We start from the raw sequence: 20,597 nt of genomic DNA, 5'->3' as shown, positions 1-20,597 counted from the left end.
AGCAAGCTCCCTCGCCACAGGAAAGCAGGTACGGTTCAGGAACGGGCCAACTCCAATAGCTTGCCCCGCCATGCCGCTTTCGCCGGCAACGCCAGGAACGATGTATTCAACAGCGACTCCCGCGGTGGATAACAGAACGGTTCACCGCTCAAGTCCAACACCTCGCCCCCCGCACCTTCCAATACACCCTGGGCGGCAGCGGTGTCCCACTGGGAGGTCGGCGCCAGCCGTGGATAGCAATCCGCCGCGCCTTCGGCCACCAGGCAAAACTTCAACGAACTGCCAATACTGGTCAGTTGCAGCTCACCCAGGCTCCCGCTCAAACCATCCAGCAGGCGTTCCTGTTCCGGGCTGGTGTGCCGACGACTGGCGACCACGGTAAAAGCTTCACCCGGGGCCAGGACGTCACGAACCGCAATAGGCAAAGGCACGCCGCCCTTATCACCACGCCAGGCACCCAGCCCTGCACCGCCGACGTAAAAGCGTCCATTGGTGGGCATCGACACCACACCGAACACCACGCGGCCCTGCTCCACCAACGCGATGTTGACGGTGAACTCCTCGCTGCCGGAAATGAACTCCTTGGTGCCATCCAGCGGGTCTACCAGCCACCAGCGATGCCAGCCGGCGCGCACGTTTTGGGCAATATCGGCGTCTTCTTCGGAGAGGATCGGAATATCCGGGGCCAGCGCCATCAGCCCGGCCACGATCACATCATGAGCGGCCATGTCTGCAGCGGTCACCGGCGACTCGTCGGCCTTGTGGTTGACCTGCACGTTGGCGCGCCAGAACGGCAGGATCGCTTCACCGGCCTGGAGCGCCAGCTCGACTACAGGGGCCATCAACGGATGAGGGAAAGTCATGACAGGAACGCTCCACGCTGGGTCAGCAGGTCACGGGCCAGGTATAGCGCTGCCAAGGCCCGGCCCTCCGTGAACTGCGGGTTCTGTGCCAGGGCCGACAGCTCACGCAGGTTGACCTTGTCCACGCGCATCGGCTCGGGCTCGTCACCCTCCAGCCGTTCTTCATACAGATCGGTCGCCAGCACCACCTGGATCTTCTGGCTCATGTAGCCGGGGGACAGCGACAGTTCGGTCAGGTGTTCCAATTGACGCGCTCCGAAACCGGCCTCTTCCTTGAGTTCCCGTTCGGCCGCCGCCAGCACATCTTCACCTGGCTCGATCAAGCCCTTGGGCAGGGACAGTTCGTAGGCGTCGGTGCCCCCGCAATACTCTTCCACCAACACCGCGTGGTCGGCATCGAGCATCGCCACGATCATCACCGCGCCATAGCCCGCCCCCTTGCTCGCCAGACGTTCATAGGTGCGCTCCACACCGTTGGAAAACCGCAATTTCAGTTCTTCCACGCAAAACAGGCGGCTGGTAGCGACGATCTGGCGATCGAGTATGGTGGGTTTCTGGCGCATAAACGGCTCCCTGGGCGATAGCGGGCTACTATACCCGGCCTATTCTGATTGTTTGTGTCGGATATCCGATTACCGCTGGAGAAGTTTTATGGCTTTGCTGCCCTGGCATGAGATCGATACGGTTCTGCTGGACATGGACGGCACCCTGCTGGACCTGCATTACGACAACCATTTCTGGCTCGAACACCTGCCACAGCGCTACGCCGAACTGCATGGCGTGAGCCGGGCGATGGCCGAGATGGAGCTGCAACCGCTGTTCGAGCGCAACGCCGGCCAGTTGCAATGGTATTGCCTGGATTTCTGGAGCGCCGAGCTGAAACTGCCGGTACGCGAACTGAAGTTGGAAACCGCGCACCTGATCGCCTTGCGCCCGGACGCCGATACCTTCCTGGCAGCGATCCAGCGGGCCGGCAAGCGCGTGGTGATGATCACCAACGCCCACCGCGATTCATTGTCCCTGAAGCTGGAGCGCATCGAGCTGGCCCCTTACTTCGACCGCCTGATCAGCTCCCACGACTACGGCTTTCCCAAGGAAAACCCGCAATTCTGGGACGCACTGCAAGCCGACTTGGATTTCGACCCGGCCCGCAGCCTGTTCATCGACGACACCCTGCCGGTGTTGCGCAGCGCCCGGGACTTCGGCGTGGCGCACTTGCTGGCCGTGAGCGAGCCGGATAGCCGCAAAGGGCCAAAGGACACGGGGGAGTTCGAAGCGTTGATAGACTACCGGACGCTGATCGAAGGGCTCTGAAAAAAACCTTTGTGGCAAGGGAGCTTGCTCCCGCTGGGCCGCGAAGCGGCCCCTTTTTTCCAGACAAGTGCTGCGCACTTGAGCGGGAGCAAGCTCCCTCGCCACAGGAAACCGGCTACTCGGGAATACGTAGCACCTGCCCCGGATAGATCTTGTCCGGGTGCGACAGCATCGGCTTGTTGGCCTCGAAGATCTTGTTGTACTTGTTCGCGTCGCCGTACGCGGCCTTGGAGATGGCGCTGAGTGTGTCGCCCTTCTTCACGGTCACGAAACGCGCCGCCTGTGCTACCGGGCCAGTCACCGTAATCTGGTCGTCGACACTGCCGACACCTTCGATATTGCCCACCGCCAACAGGATCTTTTCCTTTTCTTCCTGGCTCGCTACTTCACCGGTGACGATGACTTTGTCGTCGTCGAGGGTCGCCTGAACATTCGGATTACCCAGGCCGACCTTTTCAATATGCGCTTTCAGTTGTTCGCTGGCATTGGCATTGCCGGGGGTCAGCAGGTCGATCAGCTTCTCTCCTGCTTCCTTCACAAAGCTAAAAATACTCATGGCACACGCTCCTTGATTTAAGTGTCCAGACGCAAAGACTAGACCAGGCGAGACGAACCCGGTTCCCAACCGACCAATGACCCCGCCACGCGCAAGCGCTAGAATCCGAACCTTCCTGCGCCCTGGAGCGAAGATGGACATCAAGCAGCTGAAATTTCTCATCGCGCTCGACGAAACCCGCCACTTCGGCCAAGCCGCCGCACGTTGCCACATCACCCAGCCGACCCTGTCGATGCGCCTGCGCAGTCTTGAAGAAGAACTTGACCTGCCGCTGGTCAATCGCGGCCAGCGCTTTGAAGGTTTCACCGCGCCGGGGGAACGGGTCCTGGCCTGGGCGCGTACGGTGCTGGCGGCCTATGACGGGCTGCAGGCCGAAGCGGCGGCCTGTCGTGGCAACCTGGTGGGTACGCTGCGCCTGGGCGTGGTGCCGTTGTCGGACTTCGACCCCCTGGCGATGATGCAGCGCTTGCACGCCGAGCACCCCAACCTGCGATTCGAATTGTCGTCCCTGAGCTCCGAACGCATCCTCGAACAGCTGGCGAACAACCGTATCGACCTGGGTATTTCCTACCTGGAACGCCTGGACAACGAGCGCTTCGAAGCCCTGCCTTTCAGCCACACCCGCATGGGCCTGCTCTACGACCAGCGCTATTTCTTTTTCGGCGAACAACCGCTGAGTTGGGAAGCACTGATCGAGCTGCCCCTGGGCATGCTCACCAGCGGCATGCATTTTCGCCAATCCATCGACCACAACTTCCACAGCCGGGGCCTCACACCTCAACCGCTGTTGCAAACCGACGCAGTGCATCAATTGTTACAAGCTGTGCACGGTGGACTGTGTTGCGCGGTGATGCCCTTGGACAGCGGCCTGAATGTGCTGACCGAAGATTTGCGCATCCAGCCCATCGAAAGCGCGCAGACCTTAGTCCCACTGGGCCTGATCATGCGGCGCGGCGCCCCACGTTCGGCCTTGGCAGAGGCCTGTTTTGCCCTTTACCAGAAATCATCGACAACATCTTGATCGACGTCATCTATTGAGAGATCAGTAATAGCGATTAGACGTGGCAGATTGCCGCATTTAGTCTTAACACTATTCCTACTTTCAGTGATGCCTATGAACGACAAGCCTCCGGTCAGTCCAGCGCCAGCGATGGAAACATCCGCGCCGGCCGCCAGCCAGAGCTATCGCTACTGCAATCTGGACCACTCCCAATCGGACAGCACCGCGCTGGCCGAGGAAGTGGCGCTGGCGATTGCCTATAACGGCATCAGCCAGGCGGTCATGCTGGTCACCCCCACCGACCTTGAAGACTTCATCGTCGGCTTCAGCCTCGGCAGCGGCATCATTGAAGACACATCGGACATCTATGACCTGCAACTGAGCGGCACGGGTGCTGCGCACCATGCCGAGGTGACCATCGCCAACCGCGCCTTCTGGAACCTCAAGCAGCAACGCCGGCAATTGACGGGCACCAGTGGCTGCGGCTTGTGCGGCGTGGAGGCAGTGGAACAGGCATTGCCAAACCTCAAGGTGCTGCCCGGCGCACCGCTGCCACCCGCCCAATGGCTCGATGGCCTGCGTGACCGCATCAGCCAGTTCCAGCCCCTGGGTCAATACTGCGGCGCAGTCCACGCCGCGTTGTTCATGAACGCCCAAGGCGAATTGCTGTTGGGTCGCGAAGACATCGGCCGGCACAACGCCCTCGACAAACTGATCGGCGCGCTGGTCCGGCAGCAGATCCCGGTAGCCGGCGGCGTAGCGATCGTCACCAGCCGTTGCAGCCTCGAACTGATCCAGAAAGTCCTGCGGGCCGGTATCCAGACCCTGGTCAGCCTGTCGTCACCCACGGGCCTTGCGGTGCAGTGGGCCCGCCAACACAACCTCAACCTCATCCACCTGCCACAAAAAAGTGCGCCACGGGTCTACAGCCCAGCGATGGAGAAACAAGCGTGAGCAATCATCAACAAGCCGACCAGAAACCCGTACCGCGCTACAAACCCTACAAGGGCCCGGCCGGTGGCTGGGGAGCACTGATCAGCGTCGCTCAGGCCTGGTTGACCAGCGACAACGCGCTGAAAAACATCCGCATGATGCTCAAGACCAACCAGAATGGCGGTTTTGACTGCCCAGGCTGTGCCTGGGGTGATTCGCCGGAAAGCGGCATGGTCAAGTTCTGCGAGAACGGCGCCAAGGCAGTGAACTGGGAAGCGACCAAGCGCCGCGTCGATGGTGCATTTTTCGCCAAGCATAGCGTGAGCTCGCTGCTGGAGCAGAGCGACTACTGGCTCGAGTACCAGGGTCGCCTGACCGAGCCAATGCGCTACGACGCCGAAACCGACCGCTACAAACCCGTCAGTTGGGAAGCGGCGTTCGACCTGATCGGCAAGCACCTGCAAGGGTTGTCCAGCCCGAACCAGGCCGAATTCTACACCTCGGGCCGAGCCAGCAACGAAGCGGCCTACTTGTATCAGCTATTCGTGCGCGCCTACGGCACCAACAACTTCCCCGACTGCTCGAACATGTGCCACGAGGCCAGCGGCGTAGCGCTGTCCCAGAGCGTGGGCGTGGGCAAGGGCACAGTGACCTTCGACGATTTCGAACACGCCGATGCGATTTTCGTCTGGGGCCAGAACCCCGGGACCAACCATCCGCGGATGCTCGAACCACTGCGCGAGGCGGTGAAACGCGGCGCCCAAGTGGTCTGCATCAACCCGCTCAAGGAGCGTGGCCTGGAGCGCTTCCAGCATCCGCAGAACCCGATCGAAATGCTCACCAACGGCAATAAGCCGACCAACACCGCCTATTTCCGCCCGGCCCTGGGTGGCGACATGGCGATCTTGCGCGGCATGGCGAAGTTCCTGCTGCAGTGGGAGCGCGAAGCGCAGAACACTGGCGCTGCGGCGGTGTTCGACCACGCGTTCCTCAATGAGCACAGCACCAACGTGCTGGATTACCTGGCGGCGGTCGACGACACGCCGTGGGAACAGATTGTCGAGCAATCGGGCATGACCCTGGTCGACATCGAGCAAGCGGCGCGCATGTACGCCAAGAGCCAGAACGTGATCATGTGCTGGGCGATGGGTATCACCCAGCACCGTCATTCGGTGGCGACCATCCAGGAAATCGCCAACGTGATGATGCTGCGCGGCAACATCGGCCGGCCAGGCGCAGGCCTGTGCCCGGTACGTGGCCACAGCAACGTCCAGGGTGACCGGACCATGGGCATCAACGAGCGTCCGCCAGCGGCGTTCCTCGATTCGCTGGAGCGGCGCTTCCAATTCAAGGTACCGCGTGAAAATGGCCACAACGTGGTCGAGGCGATTCACGCCATGGCCGACGGCCAGGCGAAGGTGTTCATTGCCCTGGGCGGCAACTTCGCCCAAGCCACGCCGGACAGCCATCGAACGTTCCGGGCCTTGGCCAATTGCGACCTGACGGTGCAGATCAGCACCAAGCTCAACCGCAGCCATCTGGCTCACGGCAAGGAAGCGCTGATCCTGCCGTGCCTGGGCCGCACCGACATCGATCTGCAAACCGAAGGTGCGCAAGCGGTGACCGTGGAAGACTCCTTCAGCATGGTGCATGCGTCCATGGGCCAGCTGCAGCCGCTGTCGAACCAGATGCGCTCCGAACCGTGGATCATCGCCGGCATCGCCGCCGCCACACTGGGTAGCCGTCCGGTGGACTGGAACTGGCTGGTGGCCGACTACAGTCGCATCCGCGACCTGATCGCCGACACCGTACCAGGCTTCAAGGACTTCAACGAAAAGCTGAAGAACCCTGGTGGGTTCTACCTCGGCAATAGCGCCGGTTCGCGGCGCTGGAATACCCCGTCGGGCCGCGCCAACTTCAAGCCCAACCGGTTGCCGACCGATCTTGTGCATGAACGCACCCGGGCCACCGGCCAGTTGCCCGACCTGATCATGCAGTCCATGCGTTCCCACGATCAGTACAACACCACCATCTATGGCCTCGATGACCGCTATCGCGGTGTGAAGGGCCAGCGTGACGTGTTGTTTGCCAACGAAGCGGACATCATTCGACTGGGCTTCAAGCCGGGGCAGAAAGCCGACATCGTCTCGCTCTGGGATGACGGGCGCGAACGGCGGGTCAAGGGCTTTACCCTGCTGGCATTCGACATTCCTGCCGGGCAGGCTGCTGCTTATTACCCAGAAGTGAACCCGCTGGTGCCACTGGAAAGCACGGGCGACGGCAGCCACACCCCAACGTCGAAATTCGTCGCGATCCGCCTGGAAGCGGCGAGCGAGAATGGACTGATCCTGGCCAAGTCGGCCTGACACAGTATTGTGGCGAGGGAGCTTGCTCCCGCTTGGTTGCGCAGCAACCAGAAAAGGGAGTCGCAGCCCAGCAATACCCCCTCGCTACAGAGTACTTTCCAGCGCCCACAAAAAAGGCCGTTTTCCCTAGAAAACGGCCTGTCCGAAGTAGCTAAAGACCGGCCAATTCGCGTTAAGTTCCGACCGTAAAACAATAACTTAGAGAATTGTGCACAAGTCGTGTTACTCGTCGGATTTCTATTGTAACCAAGCGAAGCCAGCCTCAGGATCGCGCCGTCATCCCTTTGAGGCTCCTCTATGAAGTTCTCCTCCATTCTCTTGTTGTCCCTTAGCCTGGCCAGTGGCATCGCTTCTGCCGGTGGTACTGCCGAAGCAGGTGTGGGCGGCGCATTGGGCGGGGTTTTGGGTTCGGTCGTCGGCCAGTCCCTGGGCGGCAACACCGGCTCCACTATCGGCGCGGCGCTGGGCGGCGCGGGCGGCAGTGCAGTCGGTGCAGACAAACACAGCCGCGGCGAAGCGGCGATCGGCGGCGCGCTGGGCGCAGCCGGCGGTAACGTGGTCGGTCGTAGCGTCGGCGGCACCACTGGCAGCCTGATCGGTGCGGCAGCGGGCGGCGGCGCTGGTGGTGCCCTGGGTAACTACATGGGCAAGGACGATGACGATGATCGTCACTATGACGGTCGCCGTGGTGATCGCCGCTACTACCGTGACGGCCACCCAGGTCGTGGCCATGCCTACGGGCATCGCAAAAAACATCATCGCTACTACCGCGACTAACGGCTGACTGATAACCCCCGTTGAAGATCGCAGCCTCCGGCAGCTCCCAGAGCTGACAGGAGGCTGCGATTTTTTGTTTCAGACCACCAACAGTTCCAAAGCCCCACGCAGCCGGTCCGGAATCGCCACCGGCCGATTCGACGCCCGGTCCACAAATACGTGAACAAAACGCCCCGCCGCACAGGCCTCCTCCTCGCCGACCTTGAACACCGCCAGCTCGTACTGCACCGAACTGCTGCCCAGCTTCCCGACCCGCAGGCCGATTTCAATCCGGTCTGGAAAGGCGATTGAGGCAAAGTAGTCACAGGCCGAACTCACCACGAACCCCACCACCTCTCCGTCATGGATATCCAGACCACCGACTTCGATCAGGTAGGTATTCACAGCGCTATCGAAAAAGCTGTAATAGGTGACGTTATTGACGTGACCGTACACATCGTTGTCGTGCCAGCGCGTGGTAATGGGTTGCAAGTGTCGGTATTCGTTGCGTTGGGGCATCAGGTGTCCTTTACGGTTGTTTCAATGATCTTGAAGTGGCCCCGGCCTCAGGCCTGCGCGAAACCCTTGCCCTGCGCTGCCAGATCGCCAATCAGACGCGCGGGCTTCCACTGGTCGCCCTGCTTCGTTTCGAGCGCCAGCAGGCGTGCGTGGATATCCTCCAGCCCCTGCCCGTCGGCCCACGCCATCGGCCCGCCCTTGTCCGCAGGGAAACCGTAGCCGTTGAGGTAGACCAGATCGATGTCGTGGGCCGACTCGGCAATGCCCTCCTCCAGGATTTTCGCGCCCTCGTTGACCAACGCCAGCAAGCACCGTTCGAGGATTTCCTCCGGGCCAATCTCGCGTCGCTGGAAACCTAGCGCTTCACTGACCCGTAGCACCAGCGCATCGACCTCGACATCATGCTCGGCCTGTCGACTGCCCGGCTCATAGTGATAATACCCATTGCCGCTTTTCTGGCCGAACCGTCCCAGTTCGCACAGCCGGTTGTCTACCTGGACCTCTGGCGCATCCTGGCCTGTTCCAGCCAATTCTCGTGCGCGCCACTCCAGGTCGATCCCGACGACGTCGTACATGCGAAACGGCCCCATGGCGAAACCGAAGCCTTGCAATGCCGTATCGACCTGATGGGGGAATGCCCCCTCGAGCAACATCTTGCGAGCCTCCAACACATAAGGATGAAGCATCCGGTTGCCGATGAACCCATGGCAATTGCCCGATACCACGCTGACCTTGCCCATGCGCTTGCCTAACACCAGGGCCGCGTCCAGCACCGCCTTGGAAGTCTGCGCACCACGAACGACTTCCAACAGTTTCATGATGTGCGCCGGGCTGAAGAAATGCAGGCCCAGCACCTGGGTTGGCCGGCGAGTGGCGGCGGCGATCGCATCGATATCCAGCGCCGAGGTGTTGCTCGCCAGGATCGCCTCAGGTTTGAGCAAACCGTCCAGTTCACGAAAAATCCTCTGCTTGAGCTCGAGATTCTCGTAGACCGCTTCGATCACCAGATCGACATTGCGGATCGTCGCGTAATCGTCTGCACGGGTCACCCGTGCGACCCGCGCGTCAGCCTCACCCTGATCGATACGGCCCTGACGCACGCCATGGGCATAGGTCTCGGCCACGGCGACCAGTGCCTGCTCGAGCATCTGCGGATTGTTGTCGACCCACTGCACCGCCACGCCCGCGTTGGCCAGGCACATCACGATGCCCCGGCCCATGGTGCCTGCACCGACCACCGCGGCACGCTGAATATCGAAAGGTGTCTGGCTCATGTTTGCTCTCTTGTTGGCGATACAAAGACAGCCTTCACCTTAGTCAGCCGCCGAATGTTTTTGAAATTTATTCGTGTGATGCAAGGCATTCAGCGGATGGATGCAGTTCACAGGTGCGCTTGAGCCCAATGGCGAACCTCTGCGTACGGATATTCCTCCAGTGCGGCATATCCACGGATCTTTCGCGCCTTCAACCGGGTGAACAACGGCACGCTGATCCCGCACAGAAACCGGGTCAAGCGCTCGGCGGAAGGTGGGTTGCCGGTGTGCTCCTCATGCCTGTGGATAAAGTCACCGCACAGCGTCTCGAAGTTTTTATCCACAAGTGCCGGCAACGACGGCGGTTCCGGCAATTGAGCGACCTGTCCGTGGCACACCGAGCAATGACCGCACTGCTGCGGCGCGTTGTCATCGCCGAAATACTGCGCCAATCGATAACCGAGGCAACGGTCGGTGGCGAACAACTCGAGCATGGCATGGATCCGCGCGATTTCACCGCGTTCATGCCGGGTGAAATAAGCATGGAGTTCGGCGCCCAAGACCTGCGTATCCATATTCGTCTCCAGCACGTTGTACACCTCGGTCATCTGCTTGCTTTCCAGCTCGATCCAGCCCTTCTCCTGGAAGTAATCCAGTGCCTTGACCACGCGACTGCGTTCAGCGTGATACTGCTGGTACATCCCGTCGAAATTCACCGTGGCCCAGGTCCGGGCGCGACTGGAGGTCTGGATGATGGCCGAGACGAAATCCCTTCGCTCGCCTTCGAAGCGCTCCAGCAATTCTTGTGGCTCAGTCAGGAACTTGAAGCGGTACTCCGCGAAATAGGCATAACGCGGCGCGATCAGCCGGCGCAGTTCCAGCTGGACCAGCAGCGTCTTGAGCGGCAATTGCCGGATGTTGCTCTGGTCCGCCAGGGGGCCTAGCAAAAACTCCCATTGCCCATCGGGCGCGGCGGCCTTCAGCTCATCGAGCACGCAACGAATGCCCTCCAACTCAGGAGTATCGCCATAGACAAAGTTCTCCAGCACGTTGAGGCTGTCGCGATTGGCCAGTACCAGGCAATCGGACGGTTGCCCGTCCCGCCCGGCCCGGCCAATCTCCTGACTGTAGTTTTCGATGGATTTGGGCAAGTCGAAATGCACCACGTTGCGGATATCGCTCTTGTCGATGCCCATGCCGAACGCAATGGTCGCGACAATGCAATTGGACTGCCCGCCCATGAACCGCCGCTGGATGGCTTCGCGTTGTTCGTGGGGCAAACCGGCGTGATAGGCCTCGGCCCCGATGCCGTGCTGGGTCAGGTGTTCGGCTATCTGCTCGGCGGTTCGCTGCAAGGTGACGTAGACGATGCTCGGTTGCCCGGGACGTTCGCCCAGCCATTGCACCAGCCGTGCTCGCTTGTGCGCACCGCGCACGGGTTCGACCAGCAGGTTGAGGTTGGGCCGATAGAAACCGGTCGTCACCACATCCTCGGCGGCGATGGCGAACTTCGCCTGCATGTCGGCGATGACCTTGGGTGTCGCGGTGGCCGTCAACAGCAACACTTGGGGAATATTGAACTGGCGCTGATAATCGGGAAGCTTGAGGTAGTCTGGACGAAAGTTATGCCCCCACTCTGAAATACAGTGGGCCTCGTCCACCACCAGCAACGAGATCGGCACCTGCTGCAGAAAGTTGCGAAAACGCTCGTTCTTCAGCCGCTCCACGGAAATCATCAGGATCTTCAACTCCCCCGAACGGGCCCGCGCCATGGCGTCGTTGGCTTCGTCACGGCTCTGGGCCGAATCGATACTGGCCGACGCGATGCCGTGACGTTGCAGGAACGCCAACTGATCCTGCATCAGCGCCAGCAATGGTGAAACCACCAGGGTCAGGTGCGGCAATAGCAGGGCTGGCAATTGATAACACAGGGACTTGCCGGAACCGGTGGGAAAAATGGCCGCTGCCGACCGACCGGCCAGGACTGCTCCGATGGCAGACTCCTGACCGGGGCGAAACTGTGGATAACCGAAAACCTGTTCCAGGGTGCTGTGCATAAGCGGTCGCTCCTTTGACTGCTGCGAGACCCAAAGACTAGCGGGACAGCGCAGCGCGTCGAGAAAAGGTCGGGGTAAAAAACGATACCGGATGATACAGCCTCAACGTCCGATTGCTTTGCCACGAGGTGATACAAATCCGGGCACTTTGATGCCTCGTTCCCCCTTCGCTTGCGGGTTAAGGTGCGCCGTCAACTCATGAGCAAGGCCAGGAAGCCTGACGCTCAAGACTCTCTTCAAGGATCGAACCATGCCACACCTGTTTCCCGTGCTACGCGCCCTGGCGATAGCATCCGCCTCACTGCTGGCCGGCTGCCTGACCATTGCTGAACCCTCCGGGGTGGAACCGGCCGTGTTCGAAACACCGGAGTATCACGCTCAGCAGGGCTTGGCCGTCGTCAAGGCCTCGGCGTTATATGCCCGTGGCGGCACCGGACAGGGTGTGCTGGTCGCACTGATCGATTCGGGGCTCGACACCCGCCTGAAGGAGTTCGAAGACCGACTGAGCGATCCCGGATTCGATTACGTCGAAAACCGTCCAGGCACGATTGACCGCATCGGCCACGGCACGCAAATGGCCGGCATACTCGCCGCCAACAAGGACGACCAGGGTATGCATGGCATCGCGTTCAACGCTCGGTTGATCCCCTTTCGTTTTGGCGACGACAACGAGCCGTTTTTCTTTGACAGCGAAATCGCACAATCCTGGCAAAGCGGCTTCGACAAGGGCGCCCGCCTGTTCAACAACTCGTGGGCCAACGCCATCCCCGCCACCGAAATCAATGAGGCACGTTACAACCAGGTCATGCCCGACTCTCTGGCCGTTGCTCGAAAACTGGTCGCGGACGGCGCCGTGTTCGTCTTCCCGACAGGTAACGAACTCAAGCGTGAGCCTTTGGCCGAATCGGGGCTGCCGGTGGCCTTGCCTGAACTGGAAAAAGGGTGGCTCGCGGTGGTTGCGCTGAAAAACGACGGCAGCGCGATCAATGGCAAATCCAACTATTGCGGCGTTGCAGCCGCCTGGTGCATCGCCGTACCTGGCGGCGACTCCGGGGCGCAGGCAGGCTTGCTCACGGTGGGCAAGGAGGGTCGTTACGTGCAAACCGCCGGCACGTCTCCAGCCGCAGCCTTGGTCAGTGGCGCACTGGCTGCGCTGCAAAGCCTTTACCCGCAACTCAACCCGCAACAGGTGCGCGAGCATCTGCTGGCGACAACCAACCGCACGGGCATCTATGCCAACAGTGAGGCCTATGGCCGGGGGTTGATGGATCTGGAGGCGGCCTCACGACGAGTCCCCGCCCCCATAGCGGATTAAAGTACTGCACCATCGACGTGGAGCTCGCTTCCACCGCTTGTTATTTCATCAGCTCCTGTAACGGCGAGATGACTAGCCTGTCGGAAATGGCCTGCCGCATCCTAAGCCTTCCCTACAGCGAGTTTGTAGGATCGGCCAGACGGTGAATGGGAAATGAAGACGGGTCAGCTAGCCCTGGAGCAAACATTTCATCCAAGCGTCAGACGCTGGTAAACGTCCTACACAAGCTGTCCTTTCAGGTCCTATTGCGGTGCCTGGAAGGAGCCCTCTATAGTTTCGGCGCGATTGAAAATCGTACTGAAGAGGGCTCAAATGCATACGGATACTCCGCCCATCGATCGATACCAGCGACTCAACAACACACCGATTCTGGCCATCGACACCGAGGCCAACCTCCACGACCTCTGCGACGCCGCCGCCCAACGAATCCGCGCGTCCAGCGACCTGCTCGAAACCCTTCACTGCCTATGCTTCAAACATGCCGATGTGAAAGACATTCCCAACATCGTTCATGCGCTTTATCTGTTGACTCAAGATGGCAGCGAGTTGCTGGAGGTTGTGCGGCAGCGGTTGCGTTAATTAGCCGTCCATAAAAAAACCGCCCTCGAAGGGTAATGCTGTTCACTTAAGAAAATGATGGACCTGTGGCGAGGGAGCTTGCTCCCGCTCGGCTGCGAAGCAGTCGTAAACCGGCGGGGGCGGTGTGTCTGATGCTGCGCATTTGCCAGGTTTAGGGGCCGCTTCGCAGCCCAGCGGGAGCAAGCTCCCTCGCCACGGGTTTGTCGATGGCCTTAAGTGAACAGCATTACCCCCATTGAAGGGCGCGGCAAACCATACCGAGCAACCAAAAGCCCCCTTACCAGACGGTTCCGAGACTGTTGTGAGACTTTTCTTCTTTTTCCAATGGGCAACGATTCGCCCTAGACTTTCACCCCGATAGACCCCCCCCTTCAGCCCGGACATTTCACCATGCGCCTTAGCCCAGACTTCCCCGACGACCCGGTCATGCGCCAACTCATGGAACTGCTCCACGAAGAAATCGGCTTGCCCGAGCACAAGACCATTCGCCTGGGCACGGCAATCAATTTCGATCTGGGCTGCGATGGCGCGGATGCCCGGCAGCTGATAGAAGCCTTGGAGGAGCGGTTCGCCATCGATCTCGTCGACTATGACGCTTACCGCTACTTCCAGCCGGAAGGCTTTGATGTGTTTCAAAAGCGCAGGGCCAAGGGCCGTGGCAATAAGATGCCGTTGACCATCGGCATGCTCTACAAGGCCATCAAGGCACAACGATGGGATACGCAGGAAGTGGAAAACGCCTAGCTGGTAAGACAAGCCGCCCACAAAAAAGCCGCCCTGAAGAGGGCGGCTTTTTCATCTGCTAACCGAGCCTTACAGCTGCGGACCAGCAGCCTTGATCGCGTCGCTCACGTCGAACTTCTTGAAGTTCTCGGTGAACAACCCGGCCAGCGCCTTGGCCGCTTCGTCGTAGGCAGCTTTGTCGGCCCAGGTGTTGCGTGGGTTCAACAGGCCAGTCTCGACGCCCGGAACAGCCAGCGGCACGTCCAGGTTGATGATGTCCAGGTGTTCGGTTTCAGCACCGATCAGCGCGCCGCTCTGGATCGCCGCGATCACCGCACGGGTGGTCGGGATGTTGAAGCGCTTGCCGACGCCATAGCCGCCGCCAGTCCAGCCAGTGTTGACCAGATAGACCTTGGAGCCGAAGCCGCGGATACGCTTGATCAGCAGCTCAGCGTACTCACCGGCCGGACGCGGGAAGAACGGGGCGCCGAAGCAGGTGGAGAAGGTCGATTTGATGCCACTGCCCGAACCCATTTCGGTCGAGCCCACCAGCGCGGTGTAGCCGGACAGGAAGTGGTAGGCGGCTTGTTCTTCGCTGAGGATCGACACTGGCGGCAGTACGCCGGTCAGGTCGCAGGTCAGGAAGATCACGGCGTTGGGCTCGCCACCGAGGTTTTTCGGTGCGCGTTTTTCGATCAGCTCACGCGGGTAGGCGGCGCGGCTGTTCTGGGTCAGGCTGTCGTCGGCGTAGTCGGCTTTCTTGGTGACTGGGTCCAGGACGACGTTTTCCAGCACGGCGCCGTGCTGGATGGCTTTCCAGATAACCGGCTCGTTCTTCTCGGACAGGTCGATGCACTTGGCGTAGCAACCGCCTTCGATGTTGAAGACCACGCCCACGCCCCAGCCGTGCTCGTCGTCGCCGATCAGGTAACGGCTTTCATCGGCAGACAGGGTGGTCTTGCCAGTGCCCGACAGACCGAAGAACAGGGTCACGTCGCCCTCTTCGCCCATGTTGGCAGCGCAGTGCATCGGCAGCACATCGACCGCTGGCAGCAGGAAGTTCTGCACGGAGAACAGGGCTTTTTTCATCTCACCGGCGTAACGCATGCCGGCGATCAGCACTTTCTTGGCCGCGAAATTGATGATCACGGTACCGTCGGAGTTGGTGCCGTCGCGCTCAGGCTCGCAGACGAAGTTCGGCGCGTTGAGGATCTGCCACTCATCCTTGCCGCCGGCGTTGTACTGCTCGGGGTTGATGAACAGGCAGCGACCGAACAGGTTGTGCCAGGCCGTCTCGGTGGTCATTTTGACCGGCAGGTAGTGCGCAGGATCGGAACCTACATGCACATGGGAGACAAAACGCTCGCGCTCGCCCAGGTAGGCTTCAACGCGGTTCCACAAGGCATCGAACTTGTCGGCCGGGAACTTGCGGTTGATCGGGCCCCAGGCGATGGCGTCCTGGGTGGTTGGCTCTTCCACGATGAAACGGTCGACTGGCGAGCGACCGGTACGATGACCGGTACGAACAACCAGCGCGCCAGTATCGGCAAGCTCGCCTTCACCGCGATTCAGGGCTTCTTTGACCAGATCATCGACACTCAGATCGGTGTACACGGCGTTATTGGCTTGCGTCATGAGATTCCCCGTCGGCCCATGGCCGAGTGCTCCAAACGTTTTGTAGTAGGAAGTCGCGCACTACTACCCGAAAAAAGTGGGCCGGATTATGCCAGAAAACCCCAAAAAGAGTAGGGCCCTCCCGTCAGTACGGCGTAAATCCGGCGTTTGCCAGGAGATTTACCTGCGCTGAACCGTTTTAGTGACGAGTATCTGACGGTGTGTCGACACCCGCACCGGCGAACAATTGCGCAATGTCCGCCGCGTCGAACAGGTAGCGCTCGTTGCAAAACTGGCAATCGATCTCGATGGCACCGCCATGCTCGATCACCAGTTGCTGCGCATCTTCCAGACCCAGACTGACCAGCGCATTGGCAGAACGTTCACGAGAGCAGCTGCATTGGAAGCGCAACGGCTGTCCGTCGAACAAGCGTACCTGCTCCTCGTGATAGAGGCGATGCAGCACGGTTTCGTTGTCCAGGCTCAACAGCTCATCGGCGCTCAGGGTGCTGGCCAGAGCGGTAACGTGCTGCCAACTGGCGTCGCGCTCTTCCGGGTCACGCAGGCGATCGGCAGGCAGTTGTTGCAACAGCAGACCGCGGGCACGCCGCCCGTCGGCGTAGAGCCAGAAGCGGGTATTGGTCTGCTGGGACATGACGAAGTAGTTGGTGAAGCATTCAGCCAGGGTCACGCCATCGAGATCGACGATGCCCTGGTAGCGCTTGCCATGGGTAGGGTCCACCGTCAGGGCCAGTACGCCGTTGGGCATCATGTCGGCCAGGGTCGCGTCGGGCGCGATCTGCTCGGCGTGATAACGGGCCAGGCCGCGGATCTCGCGCTCGCTGGAGCACTCGATCATCAGCAGCGGGACCGGACCTTCGGAACGCGCCTGGAGAATCAGCAAGCCATCGAACTTCAAGGTGCCCACCAGCAACGCCGCAGCCGCCATCAGCTCGCCGAGCAGTTGTGCGACCGGCTCCGGATAGGGGTGCTTGGCGAGGACTTCGGCGTAGCTACGCTCCAACGCCACCAGCTCGCCACGGGCGTCGCTGTCATCGAAGATGAAACGTTGGGTGTAGTCGGTATCCGGTAAATCAGTCATAGGGTCTGGTATCTGAGGTGATGACAAATGATGGCGGGCATTTTATGGGCATTGCCGGTGGGTTCCAAGCAAGGCTTGGGTTTGCCTGACGGGAAGAGACCGATGACTCAATCCGAATTGTCATTGTGGCGAGGGAGCTTGCTCCCGCTCGGTTGCGCAGCGACCGTCAGATTTCGGGGCCGCTACGCAGCCCAGCGGGAGCAAGCTCCCTCGCCACGGGCCTTGCGCCAGCCTTTATTCGTTATTGCTGCCATGAAATTTGAACAGGTCCCGGCGCTGCTTCTTGCTCGGCTTGCCATCGGTGCTGACCCCCAGGGCGCCGGCCTTGCGTTGCGCGGCGGCGGCTTCGCGCTTGGCGATGCTGGCTTCGGTCTCACGATACAGCGCCTGCGCTTCAGGTGCGCCGCGACGCACGATCGACAAAGCTTCGACCACCACGGTCTTTTCATCGAAGCCGGTGCGAATGACAAATTCATCGCCAACGCGTGGCTCCTTGCCCGGCTTGCAACGTTCTCCGCGGTGATGAACCTTGCCGCTCTCGATGGCGGTCTTGGCCAGGGCCCGCGTCTTGTAGAATCGCGCCGCCCACAACCATTTATCGAGACGGACCTTGTCGTCCTCTTCCTTTTTTTGTGCCACTGCCATTCCTCTTTTCTGCCAATTGCCGGAACTGTACTACCGTTTTTGTCGAGCGCACGAATCCGGGCCGACGGATAGAATGTCCGCCAAATCGCCTCCACATGCATGGCTTGGCTAGAAATCGGTTACAAGCACAAACAAGCGCGTAGATAACTGTCGCCATTTTGTGATTATTCTGCGTGAATACCGCGATTCGCGGAGTCCACGATCCGATGTACTGATCGCAGGTTTTTTTATTGAAGACTTTTGACCATTTGACCGTTGTCGGTCTGCGCGAGTGGGTGGCGCTCCCGGATCTGGGAGTCGTGGGCCTGCGGGCAAAAATCGACACCGGCGCCAGCACCTCCAGCCTGCATGCCACAGACATCGAGCCATTCGAGCGCGATGGCGAAAAGTGGGTGCGCTTCACTGCCCACCTCGGTACGGTCGTGCAATTGCGCCATCGCCGCTGCGAAGCCCCGCTGGTGGCCCGCAAGACAATAAAAAGCTCCAACGGCCACGCTCAGGTCCGCTACGTGATCAGCACCACGTTGGCACTGGGTGATCGGATCTGGCGGGTCGAGTTCACCCTCGCCTGCCGCAAGTCCATGCGATACCGCCTGTTACTGGGTTCCAAAGCCTTGATCGACGGCCAACTGGTGGTCAATCCGGGTATCAAATACGTTCAAGACAAGCCGGCATTCCCGGTGTCCACTACCTCTGCCACAGGTGTTGCATGAAGATCGCTGTGCTGTCGCGTAATCCGCGTCTGTATTCCACTCGTCGTCTGGTTGAAGCCGGGACCGAACGAGGCCATGAAATGGTGGTGATCGACACCCTGCGCGCCTACATGAACATCGCCAGCCACAAGCCTCAGATCCACTACCGTGGCAAGCCGCTGGAAGGGTTCGACGCGGTGATCCCGCGCATCGGCGCATCGGTGACGTTCTATGGCTGCGCCGTGTTGCGCCAGTTCGAAATGATGGGGGTGTTTCCCCTCAACGAGTCGGTGGCCATCGCCCGCTCCCGGGACAAGCTGCGCTCGCTGCAACTGCTGTCACGACGCGGGATCGGCCTGCCGGTCACCGGTTTTGCCCACTCCCCCGACGACATTCCCGACCTGATCGCGATGGTCAACGGCGCACCACTGGTGATCAAGGTGCTGGAAGGCACCCAAGGCATCGGCGTGGTCCTGTGTGAAACCGCGACCGCGGCGGAGTCGGTGATCGAGGCATTCATGGGCCTGAAGCAGAACATCATGGTCCAGGAATACATCAAGGAAGCCGGTGGCGCCGACATTCGCTGCTTCGTCGTCGGCGATAAAGTGATTGCCTCGATGAAACGCCAGGCCAAACCCGGAGAGTTCCGCTCCAACCTGCATCGCGGCGGCAGTGCCAGCCTGATCAAGATTACCCCGGAAGAACGCATGACCGCCCTGCGGGCCGCGAAAGTCATGGGCCTGGCCGTGGCCGGCGTGGACATCCTGCGCTCCAATCACGGGCCGCTGGTGATGGAGGTCAACTCCTCGCCAGGCCTGGAAGGAATCGAGACCACTACAAGCAAGAACGTGGCAGGGATCATCATCGAACACCTGGAAAAGAATGGCGGGCCGAACATGACCCGGACCAAAGGAAAGGGCTAGAAGAGCAGCTTCAAGCTTTAAGCCAAGCCGGTTCAACTTGCAGCTTGAAGCTCGCGACTTGCAGCTGCCCCTATACCGCATCCCTTGGCAGCATCAGCCCCAACGGCAACCGCACCCGAGCCTCCAGCCCACCACCGGCGCGATTGCGCAACTCGACGTTGCCGCCGTGCATCGAGGCGATGCGCTTGACGATGGCCAGGCCCAGCCCCGTGCCCTTCCCGCCCCGGGCGCGATCGCCGCGAGTGAACGGGTTGAAAATGGCTTCCAGCTCAGAGGGATCGATGCCGGCACCTCGGTCCATGACGCTCAGCACCACGTAAGGCGCGCTGGTGTCACCGGAGACATAGGCCGCGACCTCGACGCCGGTGCCAGCGTGGTTCAGCGCATTGCCAATCAGGTTGTTCAACAAGCGCTTCATCGACACCCGGCGCAGGGGGAAAGGCTGGATCGGCTCCAGGCGCAGGTGCACTTTTTCGTCATTCTGGTTATAGGGCGCAGCCACCTCCCGCACCAATTCACTGAGGTCCACTTCTTCCACAGACTCGTCACGACCGTCGCGAATGAACGCCAGGAACTGGTCGAGAATCGCGTCCATGTCCTCGATGTCGCGGACCATCTCGTCAGTCAAGTCGGTGTGCTCGCCCATCAACTCCAGTGACAAGCGCAACCGGGTCAGCGGCGTACGCAAGTCATGGGAGACACCCGCGAGCATCAACTCACGCTCGCGCCCGGCCTGTTCGACATCCTCGGCCATCTGGTTGAAGGCGCGGTAGACCTCGGTCATCTCGCTGGGCGTATCGCTGATGGGCAGCCGCACGCTACGCCCCTGGCCTAGTTGGCGGGCGGCGTAGACCAGGCGTTTCAACGGTTGATTGAGCTGGCTGACGAAGATCCACGCCGATGCCGTCGACAGCAGGCCGATGGCCAGGAACCAGCCGAGCACGTTCCAGATTTTCTGGCCACGCAGCGGATGCGGGTACAACGGCACTTTCAGCCAGCCATCCCCCAGGCTCGGGGCCCGCACCCACAGCGCTGGCGGCGAATGCATGCGCAATCGCACCTCGGTATCGGCGCCCAGTTCGGCCTGCATCTGGCGTTGATAGATCTCGCTGTAGGGCCAATGCTGCTCGCCCTCCGGCACGCCGGCACCGACGACGCGGATCAGTGTCGCCGCCTCGGCAATTTTCGCCCGGTTGGTTTCGTCCGCCGCCCAATAGGCCCGCAGGGTCAAGGCAACACCGTGGCTGTACTGCCGGTCCACGAGAACGTCTTCGTTCATCAGCAGGTACACCAGCGTCAGCGCCTTGGAGAAGAGCACGACGATCAGCACCAGCCAGAGGGTGCGGGAGAAGAAACTCTGGGGGAACCAAACGGGGGTTTTCATGAA

20 protein-coding genes are annotated in these 20,597 nt (G+C 60.7%); 10 read left to right on the top strand and 10 right to left on the bottom strand.

What is annotated here, in order from left to right:
- Positions 1-35: 35 nt before the first annotated feature.
- Both cysQ and nudE read right to left on the bottom strand, forming a co-directional pair.
- Positions 36-863: a 3'(2'),5'-bisphosphate nucleotidase CysQ gene (gene cysQ / locus BLT00_RS22165; protein WP_092146539.1), complete on the bottom strand. Its 828-nt coding sequence runs from the start codon at positions 861-863 to the stop codon at positions 36-38.
- A complete protein-coding gene (nudE, locus tag BLT00_RS22160) occupies positions 860-1,426 on the bottom strand; it encodes an ADP compounds hydrolase NudE (RefSeq protein ID WP_003196729.1) in 567 nt (188 codons plus the stop codon). Before nudE ends, cysQ begins: the two co-directional genes overlap by 4 nt.
- 88 nt (positions 1,427-1,514) lie before the next feature.
- Between nudE and yrfG the strand changes: the two genes are divergently transcribed.
- Positions 1,515-2,177, top strand: coding sequence for a GMP/IMP nucleotidase (gene yrfG / locus BLT00_RS22155; RefSeq protein ID WP_092146541.1), 663 nt, complete (start codon positions 1,515-1,517; stop codon positions 2,175-2,177).
- A gap of 115 nt (positions 2,178-2,292) precedes the next feature.
- Here the strand turns inward: yrfG and lysM are convergent, their stop codons facing one another.
- Positions 2,293-2,733: a peptidoglycan-binding protein LysM gene (gene lysM / locus BLT00_RS22150; RefSeq protein WP_092146543.1), complete on the bottom strand. Its 441-nt coding sequence runs from the start codon at positions 2,731-2,733 to the stop codon at positions 2,293-2,295.
- A gap of 133 nt (positions 2,734-2,866) precedes the next feature.
- On the opposite strand from lysM, the gene BLT00_RS22145 reads away from it, so the two are divergent.
- From BLT00_RS22145 to BLT00_RS22130, 4 genes are all read left to right on the top strand, one after another.
- Complete coding sequence (locus tag BLT00_RS22145) at positions 2,867-3,754, top strand: LysR family transcriptional regulator (RefSeq protein ID WP_063323406.1); 888 nt, start codon at positions 2,867-2,869, stop codon at positions 3,752-3,754.
- 93 nt (positions 3,755-3,847) lie between these two features.
- Positions 3,848-4,687 carry a formate dehydrogenase accessory sulfurtransferase FdhD gene (gene fdhD, locus BLT00_RS22140; RefSeq protein WP_092146545.1) on the top strand — a complete coding sequence of 280 codons (840 nt, stop codon included), beginning with the start codon at positions 3,848-3,850 and terminating at the stop codon, positions 4,685-4,687.
- Complete coding sequence (locus BLT00_RS22135; protein WP_092146546.1) at positions 4,684-7,032, top strand: FdhF/YdeP family oxidoreductase; 2,349 nt, start codon at positions 4,684-4,686, stop codon at positions 7,030-7,032. The genes fdhD and BLT00_RS22135 overlap by 4 nt, the downstream gene beginning before the upstream one ends.
- A 297-nt stretch (positions 7,033-7,329) precedes the next feature.
- Positions 7,330-7,809: a glycine zipper domain-containing protein gene (locus tag BLT00_RS22130; RefSeq protein WP_058544959.1), complete on the top strand. Its 480-nt coding sequence runs from the start codon at positions 7,330-7,332 to the stop codon at positions 7,807-7,809.
- A 78-nt stretch (positions 7,810-7,887) separates the two neighbouring features.
- On the opposite strand, the gene BLT00_RS22125 is transcribed toward BLT00_RS22130, so the two are convergent.
- The 3 genes from BLT00_RS22125 to BLT00_RS22115 all read right to left on the bottom strand — a co-directional run bounded on the left by BLT00_RS22125 (position 7,888) and on the right by BLT00_RS22115 (position 11,617).
- Positions 7,888-8,307, bottom strand: a complete 420-nt coding sequence (locus BLT00_RS22125; protein ID WP_092146548.1) for an acyl-CoA thioesterase — start codon at positions 8,305-8,307, stop codon at positions 7,888-7,890.
- Positions 8,308-8,354: 47 nt separating this feature from the next.
- Complete coding sequence (locus BLT00_RS22120) at positions 8,355-9,581, bottom strand: 3-hydroxyacyl-CoA dehydrogenase (protein ID WP_092146550.1); 1,227 nt, start codon at positions 9,579-9,581, stop codon at positions 8,355-8,357.
- A 107-nt stretch (positions 9,582-9,688) separates the two neighbouring features.
- A complete protein-coding gene (locus BLT00_RS22115) occupies positions 9,689-11,617 on the bottom strand; it encodes a RecQ family ATP-dependent DNA helicase (protein ID WP_092146552.1) in 1,929 nt (642 codons plus the stop codon).
- Positions 11,618-11,867: 250 nt separating this feature from the next.
- On the opposite strand from BLT00_RS22115, the gene BLT00_RS22110 reads away from it, so the two are divergent.
- The 3 genes from BLT00_RS22110 (at position 11,868) to BLT00_RS22100 (ending at position 14,255) form a co-directional block, all read left to right on the top strand.
- A complete protein-coding gene (locus tag BLT00_RS22110; protein WP_092146554.1) occupies positions 11,868-12,932 on the top strand; it encodes a S8 family peptidase in 1,065 nt (354 codons plus the stop codon).
- Between the two features lie 312 nt (positions 12,933-13,244).
- Complete coding sequence (locus BLT00_RS22105; protein ID WP_092146555.1) at positions 13,245-13,511, top strand: hypothetical protein; 267 nt, start codon at positions 13,245-13,247, stop codon at positions 13,509-13,511.
- A 390-nt stretch (positions 13,512-13,901) separates the two neighbouring features.
- A complete protein-coding gene (locus BLT00_RS22100; RefSeq protein ID WP_092146557.1) occupies positions 13,902-14,255 on the top strand; it encodes a DUF1493 family protein in 354 nt (117 codons plus the stop codon).
- A 69-nt stretch (positions 14,256-14,324) separates the two neighbouring features.
- Here BLT00_RS22100 and BLT00_RS22095 read toward each other — a convergent pair whose 3' ends face one another.
- The 3 genes from BLT00_RS22095 to BLT00_RS22080 all read right to left on the bottom strand — a co-directional run bounded on the left by BLT00_RS22095 (position 14,325) and on the right by BLT00_RS22080 (position 17,589).
- Positions 14,325-15,869, bottom strand: coding sequence for a phosphoenolpyruvate carboxykinase (locus tag BLT00_RS22095; RefSeq protein WP_060739668.1), 1,545 nt, complete (start codon positions 15,867-15,869; stop codon positions 14,325-14,327).
- 178 nt (positions 15,870-16,047) lie between these two features.
- Positions 16,048-16,950, bottom strand: a complete 903-nt coding sequence (gene hslO, locus BLT00_RS22085; protein WP_063323416.1) for an Hsp33 family molecular chaperone HslO — start codon at positions 16,948-16,950, stop codon at positions 16,048-16,050.
- Between the two features lie 234 nt (positions 16,951-17,184).
- Positions 17,185-17,589: an RNA-binding S4 domain-containing protein gene (locus BLT00_RS22080; RefSeq protein WP_072342873.1), complete on the bottom strand. Its 405-nt coding sequence runs from the start codon at positions 17,587-17,589 to the stop codon at positions 17,185-17,187.
- A 254-nt stretch (positions 17,590-17,843) separates the two neighbouring features.
- Here BLT00_RS22080 and BLT00_RS22075 point away from each other — a divergent pair, with 254 nt between their 5' ends.
- Together BLT00_RS22075 and rimK are read left to right on the top strand one after the other, a co-directional pair.
- The gene (locus tag BLT00_RS22075; protein ID WP_170845936.1) at positions 17,844-18,308 is read left to right on the top strand and encodes a retropepsin-like aspartic endopeptidase RimB; all 465 of its coding nucleotides are present in this window, start codon (positions 17,844-17,846) and stop codon (positions 18,306-18,308) included.
- On the top strand, positions 18,305-19,210 hold the full coding sequence (gene rimK / locus BLT00_RS22070; protein WP_003196697.1) for a 30S ribosomal protein S6--L-glutamate ligase: 906 nt from the start codon (positions 18,305-18,307) through the stop codon (positions 19,208-19,210). The genes BLT00_RS22075 and rimK overlap by 4 nt, the downstream gene beginning before the upstream one ends.
- A gap of 70 nt (positions 19,211-19,280) precedes the next feature.
- On the opposite strand, the gene BLT00_RS22065 is transcribed toward rimK, so the two are convergent.
- A complete protein-coding gene (locus tag BLT00_RS22065) occupies positions 19,281-20,594 on the bottom strand; it encodes an ATP-binding protein (protein ID WP_063323417.1) in 1,314 nt (437 codons plus the stop codon).
- Between the last annotated feature and the right edge of the window lie 3 nt (positions 20,595-20,597).

Source organism: Pseudomonas sp. NFACC51 (assembly GCF_900103575.1).
Taxonomy (GTDB): Bacteria; Pseudomonadota; Gammaproteobacteria; order Pseudomonadales; family Pseudomonadaceae; genus Aquipseudomonas; species Aquipseudomonas fluorescens_Q.
Note: the sequence above shows the minus strand (reverse complement) of the source record. Positions and strands in the feature narration are given on the sequence as shown.